The sequence below is a fragment of the Gracilimonas sp. BCB1 genome (genome assembly GCF_040117685.2).
GTDB lineage: Bacteria > Bacteroidota > Rhodothermia > Balneolales > Balneolaceae > Gracilimonas.
This window is the reverse complement of the sequence record NZ_JBEDYP020000002.1, coordinates 208,327-229,143: the sequence shown is the minus strand read 5'-3', so window position 1 is coordinate 229,143 and position 20,817 is coordinate 208,327. Positions and strand designations below refer to the sequence as shown.

General features: G+C 44.4%; 15 protein-coding genes. 9 read left to right on the top strand and 6 right to left on the bottom strand.

Annotated features, from left to right (window positions below):
- Positions 1–53: 53 nt before the first annotated feature.
- Complete coding sequence (locus tag ABFW99_RS01240) at positions 54–1,967, bottom strand: hypothetical protein (RefSeq protein ID WP_349355412.1); 1,914 nt, start codon at positions 1,965–1,967, stop codon at positions 54–56.
- A 5-nt stretch (positions 1,968–1,972) separates the two neighbouring features.
- Positions 1,973–3,517 (bottom strand): hypothetical protein, encoded by a 1,545-nt coding sequence (locus tag ABFW99_RS01235; RefSeq protein ID WP_349355411.1) that lies wholly within the window; start codon positions 3,515–3,517, stop codon positions 1,973–1,975.
- 145 nt (positions 3,518–3,662) lie between these two features.
- Between ABFW99_RS01235 and ABFW99_RS01230 the strand changes: the two genes are divergently transcribed.
- Positions 3,663–4,229, top strand: coding sequence for an LPP20 family lipoprotein (locus tag ABFW99_RS01230; RefSeq protein ID WP_349355410.1), 567 nt, complete (start codon positions 3,663–3,665; stop codon positions 4,227–4,229).
- 104 nt (positions 4,230–4,333) lie between these two features.
- Entirely contained in the window at positions 4,334–4,999 is a 666-nt protein-coding gene (locus ABFW99_RS01225) for a hypothetical protein (RefSeq protein ID WP_349355409.1), read from the top strand.
- Here the strand turns inward: ABFW99_RS01225 and ABFW99_RS01220 are convergent.
- Both ABFW99_RS01220 and ABFW99_RS01215 read right to left on the bottom strand, forming a co-directional pair.
- Positions 4,996–6,726: an ATP-dependent DNA ligase gene (locus ABFW99_RS01220; protein WP_349355408.1), complete on the bottom strand. Its 1,731-nt coding sequence runs from the start codon at positions 6,724–6,726 to the stop codon at positions 4,996–4,998. The two genes, ABFW99_RS01225 and ABFW99_RS01220, sit on opposite strands and share 4 nt — an antisense overlap.
- Positions 6,727–6,883: 157 nt before the next feature.
- A complete protein-coding gene (locus ABFW99_RS01215; RefSeq protein WP_349355407.1) occupies positions 6,884–7,876 on the bottom strand; it encodes a hypothetical protein in 993 nt (330 codons plus the stop codon).
- A gap of 242 nt (positions 7,877–8,118) precedes the next feature.
- On the opposite strand from ABFW99_RS01215, the gene ABFW99_RS01210 reads away from it, so the two are divergent.
- Together ABFW99_RS01210 and ABFW99_RS01205 are read left to right on the top strand one after the other, a co-directional pair.
- A complete protein-coding gene (locus tag ABFW99_RS01210; protein ID WP_349355406.1) occupies positions 8,119–8,316 on the top strand; it encodes a DUF3185 family protein in 198 nt (65 codons plus the stop codon).
- A gap of 233 nt (positions 8,317–8,549) precedes the next feature.
- Complete coding sequence (locus ABFW99_RS01205) at positions 8,550–9,077, top strand: GNAT family N-acetyltransferase (RefSeq protein WP_349355405.1); 528 nt, start codon at positions 8,550–8,552, stop codon at positions 9,075–9,077.
- A gap of 229 nt (positions 9,078–9,306) precedes the next feature.
- Here the strand turns inward: ABFW99_RS01205 and ABFW99_RS01200 are convergent, their stop codons facing one another.
- Together ABFW99_RS01200 and ABFW99_RS01195 are read right to left on the bottom strand one after the other, a co-directional pair.
- Positions 9,307–10,251 carry a TerC family protein gene (locus tag ABFW99_RS01200; RefSeq protein WP_349355404.1) on the bottom strand — a complete coding sequence of 315 codons (945 nt, stop codon included), beginning with the start codon at positions 10,249–10,251 and terminating at the stop codon, positions 9,307–9,309.
- Positions 10,251–11,183 (bottom strand): hydrogen peroxide-inducible genes activator, encoded by a 933-nt coding sequence (locus ABFW99_RS01195; protein WP_349355403.1) that lies wholly within the window; start codon positions 11,181–11,183, stop codon positions 10,251–10,253. Before ABFW99_RS01195 ends, ABFW99_RS01200 begins: the two co-directional genes overlap by 1 nt.
- A gap of 94 nt (positions 11,184–11,277) precedes the next feature.
- Between ABFW99_RS01195 and ABFW99_RS01190 the strand changes: the two genes are divergently transcribed.
- The 5 genes from ABFW99_RS01190 to ABFW99_RS01170 all read left to right on the top strand — a co-directional run bounded on the left by ABFW99_RS01190 (position 11,278) and on the right by ABFW99_RS01170 (position 20,817).
- Complete coding sequence (locus ABFW99_RS01190; protein WP_349355402.1) at positions 11,278–11,547, top strand: acylphosphatase; 270 nt, start codon at positions 11,278–11,280, stop codon at positions 11,545–11,547.
- A 94-nt stretch (positions 11,548–11,641) separates the two neighbouring features.
- The gene (dnaE, locus tag ABFW99_RS01185) at positions 11,642–15,856 is read left to right on the top strand and encodes a DNA polymerase III subunit alpha (protein WP_349355401.1); all 4,215 of its coding nucleotides are present in this window, start codon (positions 11,642–11,644) and stop codon (positions 15,854–15,856) included.
- A 273-nt stretch (positions 15,857–16,129) separates the two neighbouring features.
- Positions 16,130–16,456, top strand: a complete 327-nt coding sequence (gene trxA, locus ABFW99_RS01180) for a thioredoxin (RefSeq protein ID WP_349355400.1) — start codon at positions 16,130–16,132, stop codon at positions 16,454–16,456.
- Positions 16,457–16,643: 187 nt separating this feature from the next.
- A complete protein-coding gene (locus tag ABFW99_RS01175; protein ID WP_349355399.1) occupies positions 16,644–17,708 on the top strand; it encodes an efflux RND transporter periplasmic adaptor subunit in 1,065 nt (354 codons plus the stop codon).
- 1 nt (position 17,709) lies between these two features.
- Positions 17,710–20,817, top strand: a complete 3,108-nt coding sequence (locus tag ABFW99_RS01170; protein ID WP_349355398.1) for an efflux RND transporter permease subunit — start codon at positions 17,710–17,712, stop codon at positions 20,815–20,817.

Below are 20,817 nucleotides of genomic sequence, written 5' to 3'. Positions count from 1 at the left end.
TTGCAATGCCTTTGGTTTCCCCTCCCCAAAACGATTAAATCGCAGTAATTAAGTTAAAAATTCACGTTAAAATTACCTAATTCCACTAATGCTTCCTCCGACCATTCCTTCGGCTGCCATGCCCGTACATAAATCTTGGGCTCTTCGTCATTAAAGTCGATCAGCAGGAATAGATAGCCTTCATCTGAGTAATTGGTAGAAGTATAACTTTGACGCATACTGATACCATAAATGCCTTCCTGATTATTCTTCCGAATGATATTAAAAGTGGAAAAACCTAAATGGATGTCCGGTTTGGATGCAAACAATACTTTCTGACGCTCTAAAAATTCCTGTTTTGTCTGTCGGAGGTATTCCACATCGGGCTGAGAAGGCTGATTCTGCTCATAGGCAAAATTGTTGCTGGCACTTTCGTCCACTTTCAGGACACGGCCTGTGATAATCACGGCTTGTTCAGCAAACATAGTTCCCAACTGGTTTAAATCACGGGTCATGTAAGCAGTTCGGTATTTTTCCACAAACTTGATCATTACCTGTCGCTTATCCCAGTCCTTTCCAAACTTAGAAGCCCGGCGGAATTCTTCATACATCCCGTCCATAATACCAAAGTTGATGTCGGTCATAGCTCCGGTGCTGTCAAAATCGGGAACCAGATACTCTTTGCTCTGCATGTTTACGGAAGGGTAACGAGCAGTAGAAGAGAGCTGCCGGAATTCCCATCCTTCCATCGTTTTATTAATATCAGACTTAGAGGTGTTGTTGGAAATACTCAAATTATTGAATTTCTCGAGGCTGGCCAGTTTGTTATCGAGGAACTCGTCTTCCTTCCATTCATCCGTTTCTTTCTCTTCATTAAAATAGGCCTGAAGGTTTTTCAAATGGTCGGGCACAATTTCTTTGAGTTCTTCAACATCAACAGCCTGCACTTCTTGCACGGCATCAGTTTGAGCAAACTCTTCCATGAATGTATTCAGCGTGAAGCTTTCATTCATGGGTTCATGAGCCACTTTTTCTTTCAGTTCTTCTTTCTTCTGTTGAGTTATCGGCTGGTCTAAATCCAGTTCTTTCGGGTAGTTGAAAGGAGGGCGGCGTACCAGCTCCCATAGGTCTCCCACTTCCTTAATTTCATCCTTATTCTCGTAATAAGAATACTTCACGTTAATTCTCAAAGAATTAAACTGTGTACTGGAACCATACAGGTTTATTGTAGCCGTTCCGTCAATAGATTTTGCCGAAACAGAATTACTTCCATCCCAAAAGCTGAAATCAAGCGTTTCGGCTTTTTCGCCATCCACCAAAACGGCTACGGTGATTTCCCGTTCCTTAGTGGTAAGCATTTCATCAGACAGGATATCGAACCTCACCGACTGAATGATGTCCGGGATACGAAAGCCGGGCTCTGTGTACAAATTGTTTCCGTTGTGCATCAACGTTGACTCGGGTATGGAATTCAGCAGCACAATGCTGAAATAATAGTATTTGAGGGCATTGGCAAAGTTACCTTCCTCTTCAAACTCCTCTGCTTTATCAAAAATGTCTTTAACCAGCTGTTTCCGGTTTTCAAAAATTTCGTTTACCGAAGATTTTTGAATATACCTGAACACATAGATTCCACAATTACGGGGTTCCTTAAAGGTCTTGAGGTTTTTTAGCTGAGCCGATGAATAGGTCTTAACAATTCCTTCTACTTCCTGCTTATACTCACCCTGATTGTCGGTGATACTTTCGGATACTTTATTGGTGAAGGAAGACTCAATATTTACCGCGATCTTTGACAGAAGCTGGTCGATGGCAGCAGACTCACTTTCGCTTTGGTTCTGTGAACAAAATTCACCCCAGTAATGGTCATCGCCGGCTTTAATGGCTTCTATGTCCGGAGTTTGGGCTAATGCATTCGATGAAATAAAAACAGCGAAGAGCATCGGTAGAATCAGTTGACTGATGGAATATTTCTTTGAATAGTACATTGTGATTATTGTAAGCTTACAATTTCTGGTTTTTCGTTTTTGTATTGAGTCATGGTCATTCCAACAGATGCATTTATATAGGTCGGATCTGCAACGATATATTTTTTCCCTGAATGATAATGGCTGTCGCCTTCCACTGTATTACCGGTGAAGGAAACGGCAGTAGCAAGATGCTTACTGTAACGCAGCCCAACTACTTCCAATCCCACCAGCTCCTGAACAAGGTTGGCAAACAGGATAGAGCGGTCATCACAATCAGAATAAGGATAGAAAAGAGTTTCTTCCGGAATCATGTATTTCTCACGATCAAATTGATCCTGATCGGTTTTATAATCAAAAGCCGTTTGTACAAATCGGAGGAGGAAGTTTACCGCTTCTTCTTCAGTCATATCCGCTATGGCAGGGGCCAGCTTTTCATAAATTGATTTTTTGGACGATTCAGAAAGGGAAGCCGTGAAGAATACGGGTAGCTCGGTTAGCGGGAAATATTCGAAATAGGTAATCAAATTCTTATCGATGGAAACCGGAATACTGTAGTCCTTATTATTAAAGGAAAATTCGAGAGTTCGGGACTCAACATTCTTGGTATCGCCCAAATTTGGAAAATCTTTAATTCTAAGATCCAGTTTTTTGCTCTGGCTTTGATGAGAGCCGGTGTAAGTAAAGATAGAGCTTGGGGTCTGCTTGTCTTCATTCAGATCAATTACATAGTACTGCTCGCCATCCAGTGTGTAGTACTTGGTGTTAAATACATTGTATTCTACCGCAAAGAGGATGTAAACATCGTTTTGGTCATAACCGATGCGTACCTTATAGCCTGCACGGGTAAGTAAAAACCAGTTGTACAGGTTTACAAGCTTTTTGTCGTACCCTTCATAAACGGTATTGGCAAAGTCGTTGATCAACAGCATATAGCCCCAATCGTTCAGCTTTAATTCTTCACGTACTTTATTGGAATAGGATATGATAGGGTCGTGGTTAATCCGGCTCACTTTATCCCAAAATTCGGCTATGCGCTTATTGTCTGTTTTCCTCATGGAAAATTCGCGGGGAGAATACAGAGCTCTGAGCTGAGTAGGATACTCAAAAGGAATAGTAGAGGAAAAGTAATTGATATTGGTGGTTCGGGTTTCAATATCCCCAAACATGGATTCCCGGGGCGGCATCTCTATCTTAATAGGCTCCGGCTCCGGAGCATCCGGAATGTCGATACTAATTCGTTCGCGAACCGGGGTGTCATCCTTGGGGGCCGTATTCTCAACAGTGGGTTTAGGCGGAGCTTTCGGGATGGTAATAGGCTTCCTTTCTTTGTAGAAGTCAGACCCCTGGTTGATACCCACTTCTTCCCAGGTTTTTTCCAGCATCTCAATAAACTCTTTATCAAATTTATCCTGATACTCTTTGAATTCAGCTTCTTGCTGTTTCTTCCATTTTTCGTACTCGGTGTCCTGAGCAGAAACCAATGCCGGCATCAGTATAAAGGAGAAGAAAAAAATCAGAAAAGCGGAAAAATATTTTTTCCCTGTATTATTGCAATCGAAAAACCCCATCTTTAAACCTCAACGTTACTTTTAGTAGTATATACGACAAAAATTGAACAAAATAGCGTGATAGTCAAATTAAAAAGATTTGTGTTGGTTGATATTTCATTTTATTATTCGCGAAACCAAATAATACCACAAAGGGGTAATTGATATGAAAATTAAATCTATTCTTTTAACGTTATTCGCATTTACATTCATGGTTTCCTGCGGGGGCGAAAAAGCCGTAACCAGCCAAAGCTCAATGCCAAACTGGGTAATGGTTCCTCCTACAGATACTGAAGAATTCTTTTACGCACCGGGACAAGCTGAAAGTAGTCGTCAGGGTACTGCACTGAGAATGGCTCAGAACAACGCTACCACTGCAATGGCTCAGAAACTGGAAGTAAAAGTATCTGCCCTTCAAAAATCTTTTGAAGAAGAAGTACAAAGCGGACCAAATGCTAACTACGCAGCTACTTTCTCCAGTGCCAGCGAGCAGCTCGTGAACAACACGATGAATGGTGTTACCCGCGACCGTGCCGAGTGTGAGCAACTGAATCCTGAAGTAACCGGCGGTAACGTAAATCAGCGATGCTATGTACTGGTTCGTATGCCGGTAGGGCAAGCCCGTTCCGTACTAGAAAATGCACTTTCTAAAGACGAAGAGCTTTACACCAAGTTTAAGGCTTCCAAAGCGTTTGAAGAACTGCAAAACAAACTTCATGAATTAGAAGACTAAATTCGAAATACAGTTTTCGTGAGATTTAGTCACATACTTTTAATTCAGACCGTTCTTATAAATTTAGTGCTCTGTGGAAACTTGTTTTCGCAGAGTACTTTTTTTTGGATGAAGATGAACAGCCTGTACTGATCTATCAATCTGAAACCGTACATGGATTCGGAATTGAACCGGTCTATTCCTACTCGGCGGAAGAAGAATTTGAGGATGCCTGCCAAAAGGCACTAAAAGAGTTGAACAGCAACTTGTTCATGTCGGTGTATATCGAAGAATTTCAGGCTAACGATTATTCAACGTATAATTTTCCTGAACTAAGTATCAGAGACACTGTTCTTACTTTTGATGATAATATTGTAAAGCAGGATTCAGTCATCATCGATGAACAAGCGGTTTGTGTAGCTGCACCGGCAAACAGGTCTTCCGGTATTAATGTTGAAATACCTTCTCTTTCAAAGTTATTTATTGGGCCGCAAAAAGTGGGGGACACCTGGTTTGCGGTTGGTAAAACCCGGGCTACTTCCTATAACCCCAGTCTGGCATGGATGAAAGCCAAGAATAACGCTCTTCAGGATCTGACCAAAGCCATCCGTATTTCGGTTCAGTCTATTGAACGACAGCTGGAAGAAGGGGATTACACCCAATCAGGCGGTATTACCTATTTCAAATCCAACCTGATCTACAACAGTATCTATAATGTAAGGAGATACACCACTCATAAATCTTTCCTGACGGTTATAGCGGTTAAAGAAAGTGATGTAATTGAGTATTAATCTTCACGGTTAATTTTGAAGGAAGGGTTTGTATCCTGCTTCAGCCGTTCCTGATCTATTTTTTGTTGATACAGCCGCTCCACATCTTTCAGGGTATCCACATCATCCGGGGATAAGTCCCAACGTATAGCTTTGAACCTCGGAAAACGGAGCGTGTAATTAGCTTTGGTTCTCTTGTTTTCCTGGATGTCATCAAATTCCAGTTCCACCACAATATCCGGATACAAACCCAGAGTTGGTCCGTATTTCTCAGCAGTAATTTTTTTGATGCGGTCGTTCATCATTTTAAGCTCATCATCACTGTAGCCCCCGTAGGCTTTCCCGATGGGAATGAATTCTTCTTCGTACCGCTCGTCGTCCCGAACCGAAACCCCAAGGGTGAAATCGGAATAAGTACCGCCACGTTTTCCGCTTCCGGCATGGGCGTACATCATGATGGTATCGATGGAACCGCCGGGTTTCTTCACCTTTAGCCATGATTTTCTTCGTTGCCCGTATTCATAGGTTGAGTCCTTCTGCTTCAGCATCAATCCTTCATTGCCATGAGCCAGTGCCAAGTCAAAGAGTTGCTCAATGTGTTCTTTGGACTGTATTTCCTGCTGTGTGGTGATGGGAAGGTTGTATTCTTCAGAAAGCTTGCTAAGCAGACTTCGTCTTTCGGATAAGGTGTGTTCAAAAATGGGCTTTCCGTCGTAGAATAACACATCATAAGAAATAAGCAGGCAGGGATACTTTTGCAGGACTTTCTTTGATGGCTTCTTCAATCCCATTCTTTTTTGAAGCAGCTGGAACGGAAGGATGGTATCATCTTTGAATACGCAGATTTCTCCATCCAGTACCAGTTCGGGTAAATCTTTTTCAGAAAAGAAATCTACAATCTCCGGGAAAGAGTATGTGATTTCGTTTAAATCACGGGAGTAAATTCTGACCTTACTTCCTGATACATGAAGCTGGCAACGCATGCCGTCAAATTTTTCTTCAGCTATATACGTGCTGTAATCCTCTACGGCTCTGCTTTCAATCGGAGAGGCCAGCATAAAAGCGATGGGCTGGAAAAGAGTGAACTTTGCCTCATCAAGCTGATTGTACTTTGCAAGCACAGCTGTTTTGCCAATGCTTCCGGTAATCATGTGCACATAGCGAACTTCATCAACTTTATAGCCGAAGGCTTTGGCGATGGCCGAAACAATACTCTTGGATTCAAACCCAATCCGTAACGAACCCCGCCCCATAATCCGCAGAAAATATTTCACCTCAAGCGGTGTCATTTGGAACCAGGCTTCTTTCAGGATTTCCTGCTTGTCGGCCCGGGATGAGACCTCATAGAGCTGATTAAACAAAACTTCCACATCTTTCAGCGACAGGTTCTCAGCTGTCCATTTTGCCCGCGCTTCCGGAATGTTGTGCAATAGCTTTTCGATGGTTTCGGAAGAACTACCGGTAGCCGTTTTGGAAGGCTTGAACACTTTCTCGTAATCAATTTCACAAATTTCAGCAGCCAGGGTAGAGTAGGTGCGACTTCCCACCGAAGCCCGTTTCCCTGACACATCCGAAAAAGCTCCTTCGCCTAAAAATCGAGCAGCCCGTCTCAAATCTTCATCATTATCAAGCGACTTAAAATATTCCGCACAGATTTTAATCTTGGCATTACTTCCCCGCGTCTCATTGATCTGCTGTGCCGTTTTTGCCAATGTGTGGAAGGTTGTATTTGGGGATGCTTTACTCATCGATGCGGGGCAATGTTAAGTGTTAAATTTTAAATGTTAAATGGGGTTATAGAAGTCACATTAGATAGTTTAATCAAAGACATCTTTAAGAGGCTTATATTTGTGATAAAGGCTGTATGTCACTTAGCACTTAATATTTAAAATTTAGAATTTATAACTAGTCATTCGGTTTCGCCGTTATATCTAAAAACTGTGCCGGAATATTCCGCTGGTCCAGGTAATGCTTTACCACATCCGGATTGGGAGTATGCGTGATATAGGTCATTTTGGGCTGAAGTTGTTCACAAAGGCAAATCAATTCAAAAAAGTCGAGATGATCGGAGAGGGGTATTAATTTATCAACCGTTAGCTGACTACGCCTCGCCTCCATCGCAGCCCAGCCGCTACAGTAGGCAATCCGCTTCTTCCGGACATTAGAAGCAAAGCCATTATTGATAGCTGAACTCGGACAAATCAGGATTTTTCCTTCACAAGTATCCCGGTCATAGGTTTTATAATTACCCAGGTCGATGCCTTCCTTCTCATACACATCACAGAGTTTGAACCCGGCGCCATGTATTTGCATGGGATGATTCAAATCCTTCACCAAGTGCATAATTTCCTGCGCCTTGCCAAGGTTGTATGCCAGAAATACCGGAGTATATCCTTCATCCAAAACAGATTGTGCAAAGTTGGTGATTTCAGCTCTCAGTTCATCATAATCAGCCCAGCGGTACACGGGCAGACTAAAAGTAGCCTCAGTTATAAAGCTGTCGATTTGGGCATTGGGGAGTTCGAAGCCTTCGGTAGCGGGAGCTGGTGGAGTGCGGTAATCTCCGGTGTAGAGCAGGTTACCGAAGTCGCTTTCCACGAAGGTCATAGCGGAGCCGAGTATATGTCCGGCCGGATAGAAGGTAACCCTGGCGTTATCAGTTTCTATAGATTGCTTAAAGGGGAGTTCCTGCACCTCGTATTTGGCTCCACGAAGGTTCATGAACTTTTTAGTAGCCGGAGTGGCATACACCACCCGGGCATTGGAACTCCAGGGAATGTGATCGGCATGGCCGTGAGATACAAATACATGCTCTGCCTTTTTGCCGCTATAATCCAGCCCTATTCCGAGCTGGGGCAGCAGTATTCCATGGTTTCCGGCTTTGGTGATTTTAAGCATGTGTTTCTCTGGTCTAAACTTGATGGGAGTGATTCTTCGCGTTAGCCTCAGGATGACAATAAAAAGAGGGCGCTTCCAATTCCTCCACACACTAAACTAAGAAGAACGAGTGACAGTTCGTGGCAGGGTGCTTCCATAATTTTCGAAATAGATAAAGAAAGCTAATCACAACAGCTAAATCCTTATTGCGCTTGTTTCCCGAAATTCTTAGATAGGATTCAACCTTTAAAATTGTTTCTACTATGAATCGAATCATTGCTTTTGCACTTCTTATCGCCGGCGGGCTCCTTCTTTATTTCGGATATCATGAATACAATTCCTTTGGGTCAGAGCTTGATCAGGCTTTTGGTGGGTCGGGTTCTACTGATGCCATTGTTATGCTGGTGGTTGGGGTAATCGCCGTTATCCTGGGTGGTTCGAGGCTGGTAAAGAAAAAGTAGTTCAAGAGAATTTCAGAGGATCTTACTGCAATTGCCTGTCCCTATCTCTGTCTCTTTCTCTAAGGCACTTTGTGAATAGGGTGTTGGCTGGTCATTACTTTAGATTTCAATCAGTGTCCTTGCTGAATCGGAACGTATGCGCCAGGGAAAGCGGACGCATGATTTAGTTATGGTGTAAAAGTATCTTTTCGTAGGAGACCTCATTTTTCTATTATTTTCAACAATAAAGTCATATGAATATTACCATCCGAAGAGAATCCAAAGCTGACCATTCTGATGTATTTGAACTTATAAGAAAGGCTTTTGAGGGTGAAGAATACAGCGACCAAACGGAGCACTTTTTAGTGGAGCGTTTGAGAACTTCAGACGCGTTCATTCCGGAATTATCTTTGGTAGCAGAACTGAAAGGAGAAATAGTCGGGCATATCCTTTTTACCCGCATTTTAATTAAGAGCGAACAACAAGAGTGGGAGTCTCTGGCTTTGGCTCCGGTTACGGTTCAGCCGGAATATCAGGGCAAAGGAATTGGGGGCGAGCTGATCAAAACCGGGCATGAAGCAGCACGGGAGGCAGGATTTACTTCTGTTATTTTAGCAGGTCATGCCGGATATTATCCCCGCTTCGGATATCGACCCTGTACTGATTTCGATATAACTCTTCCTTTCGACATACCACCCGAAAATTGTATGGCTATCGAGCTTGAGCCCAATGCTCTTAATGATGTTCATGGAGTAGTGGAATATCCTGCTGAATTTCACTAAGTCAGATCTGTGATGCAGTGTATCCGTACCATACTAAACTAATGCCCCATGGAAAGAGGACTCATGACAAAAGCAGGATGTTGAATCAGGTGATGTGAATATGCCGTTTGTAGGAGTAAAACTTTCTTCCTGTAAGCAAGTGAAGGGGTTCAGCCCTTCGCTTTCAAAAATCAAATGAATTGCGATTAACCATCGACCGAATGATCAATTTTCGAAGTAAGCAGTATTATTATTCTTCTTCAGGAGCCTGAGGTATTTCATTTTCTTTTTTGGGGAAGAGCATAGAAGCCCCAATAGATCCCACCAAAGCCAGGGCTACAAAACCCAGAGCCCAGGGAGTAGGAACGTGGTAAAATTCGGCAATCAGCATTTTGATTCCCACAAAAGATAGGATGGCCGCCAGCCCGTAGTGCAGGTAATGGAACAATTTCATTACCCCGTTTAAAGCAAAGTAGAGGGCACGCAATCCTAAAATGGCAAAGGCGTTGGAACTGTACACCAAAAACTCATCGGTGGTGATGGCAAGGATGGCCGGGATAGAGTCGATGGCGAAAACCACATCGGTGGTTTCGATCACAACAAGCACTACAAACAGCGGAGTGGCCATTAGCTTTCCGTCAACGCGGGTGAGGAAATGAGGCCCGTCAAATTTGTTGGTGACGGGTATGAACTTACGTGTCAGTTTTAACAGTGGATTTCGTTCAGGATGTACTTCCTTCTCGGTCTCAAAAGCCATTTTCAAACCGGTATACACCAGGAAAGCTCCGAAGATATAGACGATCCATTCGAAGCGCTCGATGAGGGCGACGCCCAGAAAGATAAAAAGAAAACGAAGTACCAGGGCGCCAAATATTCCCCAGAAAAGCACTTTATGCTGGTATTTAGCGGGGACCCCGAAATAGGAGAACACAAGGATAAACACAAAGATGTTATCCACGCTTAGCGATTTCTCAATCAGGTAGCCGGTGAAATAATCGAGAGAGCTGGCCGGGTCCATGTAAAAGTAAATACCCACGCCGAAAACACACGCCAGGAAAATCCAGACCCCTGTCCAGATCAGCGATTCCTTGATGGTAATCTCGTGTTCTTTACGATTGAAGACCACCAGGTCCACAATCAGCATGGCTACAATAAAAACATTGAAAATGATCCAGAGCGTTAAGCTATGTTCCATTATTCAATGACCATCGCTTCGTCCTGAGATTCCAATTCTTCGGGAATGGATTCTTTGATAAGATCAGCGAAGGCCTCGATCAGGTTTTTCTTTAAAAATTCGCGACTGTACACCAGTCTTATTTTCCGGGAGGGAATCGGATCCTCAAATTGCTTTACCACACCGTTGGCACATTTGGTGTCGTAGTCGTCCATGGCCAGGTAAGGCATCAGGGTGATACCAAAGTTCTGTTCCACCAGTCGTTTGAGCGTTTCCAGGTTACCGCTTTCAAAAACAATGGGTGCTTTGTTCAGCTTCTCGTTGTTCTGCTTGCAAATTTTGATGGTTTGATCACGGAAACAGTGACCTTCATTTAGTAACCATAAATCTTCTTTGTAGAGATCATCAATACATAACTTGTCTTTCTTAGCCAACTCGTGATCCACACTCACGTAACCCAGAAAAGGCTCTAAAAACAGATCTTTCTCATACATGTGTTTATCGGTTGGGGTGGCTATGATTCCCACATCAAAGTAGTCTTCATTCAATCCTTTAAGGACTTCCGCAGTCAGTGCTTCTTCAAAAACCAGCTCAACTTCAGGGTATTTATCCACAAAAGACTTTAGGAAAAGAGGAACTAAATACGGAGCTATAGTCGGGATAATGCCCACCCGGAAAGAGCCTTTGAGATTATCACCCTGAACGGCGACCATATCTTCAATATGTTTGGCTCCGCTTAAGATTTGCTTGGCCTGTTCAATAATTTCTTCGCCCATTGCTGTAGGTACAACCGGTGTTTTTGAGCGGTCAAAAATAAGTACTCCCAATTCATCCTCCAGCTTTTGAATTTGCATACTGAGCGTAGGCTGGGTAATGTAGATTTTCTGCGCTGCGGTGGCAAAGTGCCGGTGTTTGTCGACTGCAACGATGTATGAAAGCTGGGTTAAAGTCATATTCTTTTTATAATAATTGAACTCTAAGGTAAAGAAACCTTTTAATAATAGTAGCGGGTCTAAAATAGAACATTAAATTCAAAAAGGTAGATTTGTGAAGAAACATATTTTCATTTCCGGACGAGTTCAGGGTGTGGGGTTTCGCCATTTCACAAAAACCAGGGCCAGGTCTTTGGGGGTTAATGGTTGGGTCCGGAACCTCCCGGATGGTCGGGTTGAAGCCGTTTTTCAGGGAGACGAGCAATTAGTAGATCAGCTTATCGAAAAGTGCAAAAAAGGGCCGCGTTCAGCTTATGTGCAAAGCATAGAGGTGGAAGAGGACACGGGAGAGGAGGCATACACATCTTTTGACGTGAAGTTTTAAAAATTGTGGAAAACCCGTTGGCAACTTGGACGGTTTTGCTCGGGCAAGAATTGTATATTCATCCAGAAGTTTTACCAGAAGCTAACGCACGTATATGTATCTGATATTTGATACCGAGACCACCGGTTTACCGAACGATTTTTCTGCTCCTATTACCGATTTGGATAACTGGCCCCGGTTGGTTCAGCTTGCATGGCAACTTCACGACCACACCGGAAAGCTCATCAACAGTGGCAACCATATTGTTAAGCCGGAAGGGTTTACCATTCCTTTCAACTCAGAGAAAATCCACGGCATATCTACCCAACGTGCCATTGAAGAAGGGGTGGATCTTGAGTTTGTGCTGAAAGAGTTTTCCAAAGATATCGACAGAGCTCACTTCCTGATCGGCCACAATGTTAGTTTTGACGAGAAGATTATGGGGGCGGAATATCTTCGGAAGAAGATTCCCTCAGCCATTATCGACAAGCCCAAGATTGATACCAAAGACGATGGTACTGATGTAGCTAAAATCGAAGGCGGCCGCGGAGGAAATTACAAATGGCCATCTCTCGGTGAGTTGCACCATGCGCTTTTTGATAAAGGCTTCGAAGATGCCCACGATGCTGCAGCTGATGTAGAGGCAACCGCCCGCTGTTTTCTGGAAATGGTGAGGACAGGGGCTACCAAAGTCAACTTCCCGATGGATGCGAAGCTGTATGAGTCGTCGCAGAGTTATATAAAACGGGATGAATACATAGATCTGGTTTCACCGTCCCGCTTCAAGACCAAGCAAACCGACGAAGAAAAAGCGGCTCAAAAAAAAAGTGGAGATCAAGACGGGGTTGATGCTGAGCTGCTTGAGAAGGCTACTTTTACCCATCTTCACAATCATTCCAAGTTTTCGGTACTTCAGGCAACGGCCGGGATTAAAGAATTAGTGGCCAAGGCTAAAGCCGAGGGGATGTCGGCAGTGGGGCTGGCCGACCTCGGAAATATGTACGGAGCTTTTGCCTTTGCTGCAGCGGCGCATGCTGAGGATATCAAACCCATTATTGGTTGTGAGTTTTATGTAGTGGAAGACCGTCTTCAGAAGAAATTCACCCGCGATAATAAAGACCGGCGCTATCAAATCCCGATGTTTGCCAAAAACCAAAACGGGTATAAAAATCTTTCCAGACTTAGCTCCATCGGTTTTACGGAAGGATATTATTACAAATATCCGCGGATTGATAAAGAAGTGATTGCTCAATATGCTGAGGATATTATTTGCCTGAGTGGAGGCGTTCGGGGTTGGCTGGCCGACCTGATTCTGAATAAGGGGGAAGAGTTTGCCGAAGAAGAATTGCAGTGGTGGATGGAAACCTTCGGGGATGATTTTTACCTGGAAGTATTGAATCACGGGCTGGAAGAAGAGAAAAGGGTGAATGAAGTCTTCAAAAGCTATTCTGAAAAGTATGGAGTGAAGCTGGTTGCCACCAACAATGTATTTTACCTGGAGGAGGAAGACGCCAAAGCCCATGATGCCCTGATTTGTATTGACGACGGCGAACTGATGAGTACACCAAAGGGCAGAGGCCGTGGTTACCGGTATGGGTTCCCGAATGATGAGTTCTACTTCAAGACGCAGGATCAGATGAAGGAGCTCTTCGTAGATATGCCATCTGCTATTGAGAGAACCCAGGAGATTGTTGATAAAATTGAGCCGATTAAACTGGAGCGGGATGTAATTCTTCCCAATTTTGAACTACCGGAAGGTTTTGACACTGAAGATGCTTATCTGCGCCATCTTACCTACGAAGGCGCCAAGCCTCGCTATGAGGAAATGACCGATGAGGTAGTAGAAAGAATTGAACTGGAGCTGGGTATTATTCAGGAAATGGGCTTTGCAGGTTACTTCCTTATTGTGCAGGATTTTATTGCCGCTGCCCGAGATATGGGCGTGTATGTAGGCCCGGGAAGGGGTTCTGCTGCTGGTTCGGTGGTTGCCTATTGCACCGGTATCACTAACATCGATCCGCTGGAGTATGATCTGCTTTTTGAGCGTTTCCTGAACCCGGAACGTGTGTCCATGCCCGATATTGATATCGACTTTGATGATGACGGGCGACAGCGCGTGATTGAATATGTAGTAAATAAATACGGTAAAGATCAGGTGGCGCATATCATCACCTTTGGGTCGATGGCAGCCCGCTCTTCGGTTCGGGATGTAGCCCGGGTGCTTGATCTTCCGCTGGCCGATGCAGATCGTATTGCCAAATTGGTACCGGAGCGCCCGGGAACTTCTCTTGATGATGCTTTTTCGGAAGTCAAAGAACTCCGTGACATTAGGGATGGAGAAGGTCTGGAAGCGGAAACCCTTCGTATGGCTTACGTGCTCGAAGGCTCGGTTCGGAATACGGGGATTCACGCGGCCGGAGTCATTATCGCCCCGGATAAACTAACTGAATACATTCCGGTAAGTACGGCCAAAGATGCCGACCTGTATGTAACACAGTTCGATGGCAGTGTGATTGAAAATGCCGGTATGCTGAAGATGGACTTTTTGGGATTGAAGACCCTGTCTATTTTGAAAACAGCTATTGGTTATGTGAAGGAAAATTTCGGCAAGGAATATAACCTGGATGATATTCCTCTGGATGATGAAGCTACTTATAAAGTATTCCAGCAGGGAGGGACGGCCGGTATTTTCCAGTTTGAGAGTGACGGGATGCGCAAGCACCTCAAGAACCTGAAGCCGACCAGCATCAACGACCTGATTGCCATGAATGCCTTGTACCGTCCGGGTCCGATGCAGTTCATTCCGGATTATATCGAACGTAAACACGGCCGCGAGAAGGTAGAATACGATCATGAGGATTTGATTGAGTTGCTGGAGCCCACCTACGGTATTATGATCTACCAGGAGCAGATCATGAAGGTAGCGCAGCGAATGGGTGGCTACTCGCTTGGTGAAGCGGATGTACTTCGCCGAATCATGGGTAAGAAAAAGCCGGAACTCCTGCCACCGGAGGAAGAGAAGTTTGTAAATCAGGCCGTCGAAAAAGGTTATGATGAGAAAACCGCCAAGCAGGTTTTCGATAAGATGGCCATGTTTGCGGGTTACGGATTTAACAAATCTCACTCTGCCGCCTACTCGGTAGTGGCTTATCATACCATGTATTTTAAAGCCAATTACCCGGCGGAGTACATGGCTGCGGTGATGACCCACAATATGAGCAACATCGATAAGGTGTCGGCTTTTATTGAGGAATGTCAGCGTATGAATATTCCCGTTGACCCACCGAACATTAATACAGCCTGGGGTAAATTCCGCCCGAAAGAAGGACGTGTTCAGTACGGAATGTCGGCCATTAAAGGAGTGGGTTCTTCAGCCATTCAGCATATAGTAGAAGAGCGGGAAGAGAATGGGGATTACACCTCCATATTTGATTTTGCCACCCGCGTTGATCTTAAAGTGTGCAACCGAAAAACGCTGGAAAGTTTAATCATTGCCGGCGCTTTTGATACCCTGAATCCCAACCGGGCTCAACTTCACCATTCGCTGGAAGATATTCTTGCTTATGCTGTGCGAAAGCAGGAGGAAATCCGCTTGAATCAAGGAAACTTGTTTGGTGGTGACAGCGGAAGTGCTGCTTTGCAGGAACCGAAGCTGCAGGAGGTACAGCCGTGGACTCAAATCGAGCGGCTTAATAAGGAACGGGATCTTATTGGGTTTTATCTGAGTGGGCATCCCTTAAGCCGGTTCAAGGAAGAAATAAGGTTGTTCGGAAAGCAGAACCTCAGTGATGAGGTATTTGGTCAGATGAACGACCGGCAGGATATCCGGTTCATAGCCATCATTACGGGAGTAAAAAGAGTCACCGACAAGAAAGGGCGTCCTTTTGCTTTTCTTCAGGTAGAAGACCTGAATAACTCCACGGAAGTGATTGCTTTCAGTTCCACCTATGATAAATACATGGGACTCCTTCAGACCGACAATGTGCTATTTATAGACGGAACGGTGGATACGCGAAGCGGTCAGCCAAAAGTGATCGCAAATACCTTTGAACGGGTGGAAAATCTGCGTGAGAAATTTCAGGAGCAGTTGAATCTGAGAATCAGATTGAAGACCTCGGATTTGCAGAAAGATCATCTCAAACAAATCGAAACATTATTCTCTATAAACAAAGGAAGCACGCAGGTTAAACTGGCGGTTCACAGTGAGGAAGCCACGGCTCCGATTAAGATGAACGTTCGGAATTTCGTGGTGGAACCAAATGACGATTTACTGCGCGGTTTACGGGATGTGTTGGGGGAGGAAGCGGTGCAGTTGGTGCATGGGAGTTAAGTTGGTTAAGCACGAAGCACCAAGTACCAAGCTCAAATTCCAATGATCAAATATAAATGTGAAGCATCCTTGCCAATTCATTAAATGAAAGGGTTTGGAAATGCCGGGCGAGGATTTGGAGTAATTGTATGGCTACAAATGTGTTACTAAAACAGACTTCTCACTCATAAACCCCCGCTATTACGTCAATAATTTAAAAGTATGTGTAATGTTGAATGAATTATTCCGATATTTGTTCAGAATTGATGAACACTCAATAAAGAAATAAATATTATGTCAAAACCAATCGAGTTAACCGACTCCAATTTTGATGATGAAGTACTGAATTCAGACAAACCTGTATTAGTTGATTTTTGGGCTGAATGGTGCGGACCTTGCCGAATGATAGGGCCTATTGTTGAAGAATTGGCCGGTGAGTATGAAGGAAAAGCAAAAATTGGAAAAGTAGATGTGGATAGCAATCCTGAAGTATCCGTTAAGTACGGTATTCGAAGTATCCCTTCTCTGTTGATTTTCAAAGACGGCGAAGTTGTTGACCAAATTGTTGGTGCTGTTCCTAAATCACAGCTAAGCAAACAGCTTGAGGCACAAGTAGCTTAAGTAAGCGATTGTTAAGAGTATTAAAGCGATGTGGGAATCTCCTGCATCGCTTTTTTTTTTAATGTGATCAGTGATTCAGGTTCTGAAGGACAAATATTTTTTTACAAGGCTTTTCATGATTAAAGAATGCTAAAACCTGCACAAAGGTTACCTTTAGCAACACATTTCAATTTTCTAAACAGAATAAATGAAACGCATACTAATAGTTATAGGCGTATTGATTGCGGTGGGGCTGCTGGCCATTCCCAAATTAGAGGGATTAATAGGGCCGGCAAGTAATTCACCATCCAATAATTCAGAAAATAATACCCTTTCGGTGGATGTATATATTACCAAGCCTGATACCATTGAAAACAATATTTTTACCACCGGTACTTTGCTTGCCAATGAAGAAGTGGAGCTTGCCAGTGAAAGTTCAGGATTGATTGAAGAAATTTTTCTTGAAGAGGGGGAGTATGTGGAAAAAGGGGAGTTGCTTATCAAAATTAATGACAGTGAACTTCGGGCCCAGCTGAACCGGGCTGAGTTCAGGCTGAATCTTGCCGAAGACCGCGAAAAACGTCAGGCTCAGCTGCTGGATAAAGGAGGAATCAGCCAGGAAGAGTACGACGCCACGCTGAATGAAGTAAATGTAATGAGGGCTGAAGTGGCCCTGATAGAAGCTCAGATTGCTAAAACTGAAATTCGTGCACCGTTCTCCGGACAAATCGGTTTGAAATATGTAAGCGATGGAAGCTACATCACCCCTAATACACGAATAGCTACCTTGCAGGATATAGATCCAATCAAAATTGATTTCTCCATTCCTGAGCGATATGCAGCGATGGTGGAAGTGGGAAACAAAGTAGGATTCACCGTTTCCGGCCTGGATAAAACACTCACAGCAAGTGTGTATGCCAAAGAGCCAAGAATCGATACCGAAACCCGCTCGTTACAAGTACGGGCTAAGAGTCCGAATGAAAATGGAGCCTTACTGCCCGGCGCATTTGCAGATTTAGAACTCACGCTTTCCACTATTAATAATGCCCTGATGGTTCCTTCCATTTCTATTGTGCCCGAACTTCAGGGACAAAAAGTATTTGTGGTGAAGAACGGAATGGTTCAGCCTCAAACGGTTTCAACCGGACTCAGGAATGAGGCAAAAGTTCAAATCACCGAAGGTATCGCAGAAGGTGACTCGGTACTAACCAGCGGATTATTGCAGGTTCGTCCCGGGATGCCGGTTAATATTGGTAATGTAGAAACGGAGTAGCATGAGTTTATCATCACTGAGTATTCGTCGCCCGGTATTAGCTACCGTTTTTTCTATCGTCATTGTTCTGTTTGGGATTATTTCCTTTAACTACCTGCCTGTCAGAGAATATCCGGCCGTTGACCCGCCCATTGTGACCGTGAGTACCTCGTACATCGGGGCGAATGCGGAGGTCATTGAATCGCAGATTACTGAACCGCTGGAAGAAGAAATTAACGGTATTGCCGGCATCAAGAACCTGACTTCTGTAAGCCGTGAAGGGCGAAGTACGGTAACTGTCGAGTTTAATCTGGATGTGGACTTGGAAACCGCAGCCAACGATGTACGCGCCAGGGTTTCGCGAGCTGTCAGAAATATACCACCCGACGCCGACCCACCCGTAGTTTCAAAAGCGGATGCAGACGCCCGTCCGATTCTGTTCTTTAATATCAAAAGTGATTCCCGGAATCTTCTTCAGCTAACGGATGTGGCCATCAACTACTTTAAAGAGCGCGTTCAAACCATTGATGGTGTCAGTAGCGTGCAAATTTGGGGAGATAAAACCTACTCGATGCGTCTCTGGCTCGACCCCATGAAGCTGGCTGCTTACGATTTAACCCCGCTGGATGTACGAAATGCACTGGCCAGTGAGAACGTAGAATTACCTTCCGGCCGAATTGAAGGAGACCTGACTGAACTGACGGTTCGGACGATGGGCAGGATGACTACGGTAGAAGAGTTCAATGATCTTATCATAAGCCAGCGAAACGGAAGTAACATCAAACTTCGTGATTTGGGCTATGCTGAATTAGGTCCACAGAACGAGCGTACTATTTTGAAGCGAGATGGTGTGCCAATGGTAGGGGTAGTGCTGGTACCTCAGCCGGGAGCTAACCAAATTGACATAGCCGATGAGTTTTACAAGCGGGCGGATGCCATCGAAGAAGACCTTCCGGCCGATATTGAAACCGCCATTGGTTTCGATACAACCGAATACGTACGGGCTTCCATTGATGAAGTACAGCAGACTATTTTCATCGCCTTTTTACTGGTTATCGCTATTATATTTTTATTTCTGAGAGACTGGCGCACGACCATTATTCCGGTTGTAGTAATACCTATTGCTTTGATTGGAGCCTTCTTTGTGATGTACATGGCCGGATTTTCCATCAACGTATTAACATTACTGGCTATCGTATTAGCCATTGGTCTGGTGGTAGATGATGCCATTGTGGTACTGGAGAATATCTATGCTAAAATTGAGCAGGGCCTGGAGCCGACTATAGCCGGAATTTTAGGATCCAAAGAAATTTTCTTTGCTGTTATTGCAACGTCGGCGGCATTGGTTTCGGTATTTATGCCGATCCTGTTTTTAGGAGGAATAACCGGTCGTTTATTCCGTGAGTTTGGCGTTGTGATTGCAGGAGCTGTAGTTATTTCATCGTTCGTGGCTTTAACGCTAACTCCGATGTTATCTACAAAACTGCTCAAGAAAAGAGAACGGCATAACAGGTTTTATGAGATGACCGAGCCGTTCTTCCTGGCTATGAATAAAGCGTACAAAAACTCACTTCAGGCATTCATGAACAATCGCTGGGTTTCGTTTCTGGTGATTGCAGCATCCGGAGGATTGATTTACTTATTCATGATGACTCTTCCTCAGGAAATTGCTCCCCTGGAAGACCGAAGCCGGGTAAGGATGTTTGCACAAGCCCCGGAAGGAGCTTCCTATGAGTACATGGATAACTATATGGACCGCCTTATAACATTGGTGCAGGATAGTGTTCCGGAAGCAAAATCGGTGATCTCGGTAACCTCTCCTGGTTTTGGCGCTTCCAGTTCGGTGAATTCCGGTTTTGCCTTTGCCATTCTGGAAGAGCCCGAGAACAGGGAGCGTTCACAGGATGATGTAGCCAATGACTTGTCTCAGCTTGTAACAAATCTTAGCGGAGCTCAAACTTTTGTGTCTCAGGAACAAACGATTGGCAGCAGCAGGGGAGGCTTGCCGGTGCAGTATGTACTGCAGAACCAGAACTTCGAAAAGCTTAAAGAAGTGATTCCTGAATTTCTGGAAGAAGTGCGAAACAACCCGATGTTTACCTATCAGGATGTGGACCTGAAATTCAATAAACCGGAACTTCAGGTTACTATTGACCGGGAACGGGCTCAGGACTTAGGCGTTTCCGTCCGGGATATTGCTGAGACTTTACAGCTATCGTTGAGTGGCCAGCGGTTCGACTTTTTTATCATGAACGGAAAGCAATATCAGGTTATCGGACAGGTAAGCCGTACAAACCGAAATGAACCCGTGGATTTAAAAAGCCTGTATGTTCGAAACAATTCGGGTCGGCTCATTCAGCTGGATAACCTTGTAATGGTAGCTGAGCAAAGTAGTCCGCCCCAACTTTATCGTTTTAACCGGTATGCCTCAGCTACTATCTCGGCGAGTTTGGCACCCAGAAACACCATTGCCGATGGTATTGACACGATGGATGAAATTGCAGAAGGCGTTCTGGACGATACATTTGTAACCAGCCTTGCGGGGCCTTCCCGGGACTTTGTTGAAAGTTCATCCAGCCTTGGCTTCATTTTCCTGCTGGCTCTTGCTTTGGTTTACCTGGTACTTTCGGCTCAGTTTGAAAGTTTTCGTGACCCGTTTACCATTATGTTAACCGTGCCATTGGCTTTAGCCGGGGCGTTGCTGAGTATGTGGTATTTCAATGAGTCGCTCAACATCTTCAGCCAGATTGGAATGATTATGCTGATTGGGCTAGTGACTAAAAATGGAATACTGATCGTGGAATTTGCCAACCAACGACAGCGACAAGGGCTTTCCATTATGGACGCCATTCTGGATGCTTCTGCAGCACGTTTCCGCCCGATTTTGATGACCAGTATCTCTACGGTACTGGGAATTCTGCCTATTGCACTGGCTCTTGGTGCCGGCGCTGAAAGCCGAACTTCTATGGGTATCGCTGTAATTGGTGGATTGATCATTGGTAGTTTACTGACTCTGTTTGTGATTCCCGCCATGTACTCCTACCTCTCGCCGGTGAAATCCGATGATGATATAATTGACGAAGAGACGATCAAGAAAGCTGAAAAAGAATTAGATACTGCTCCTGTTTAA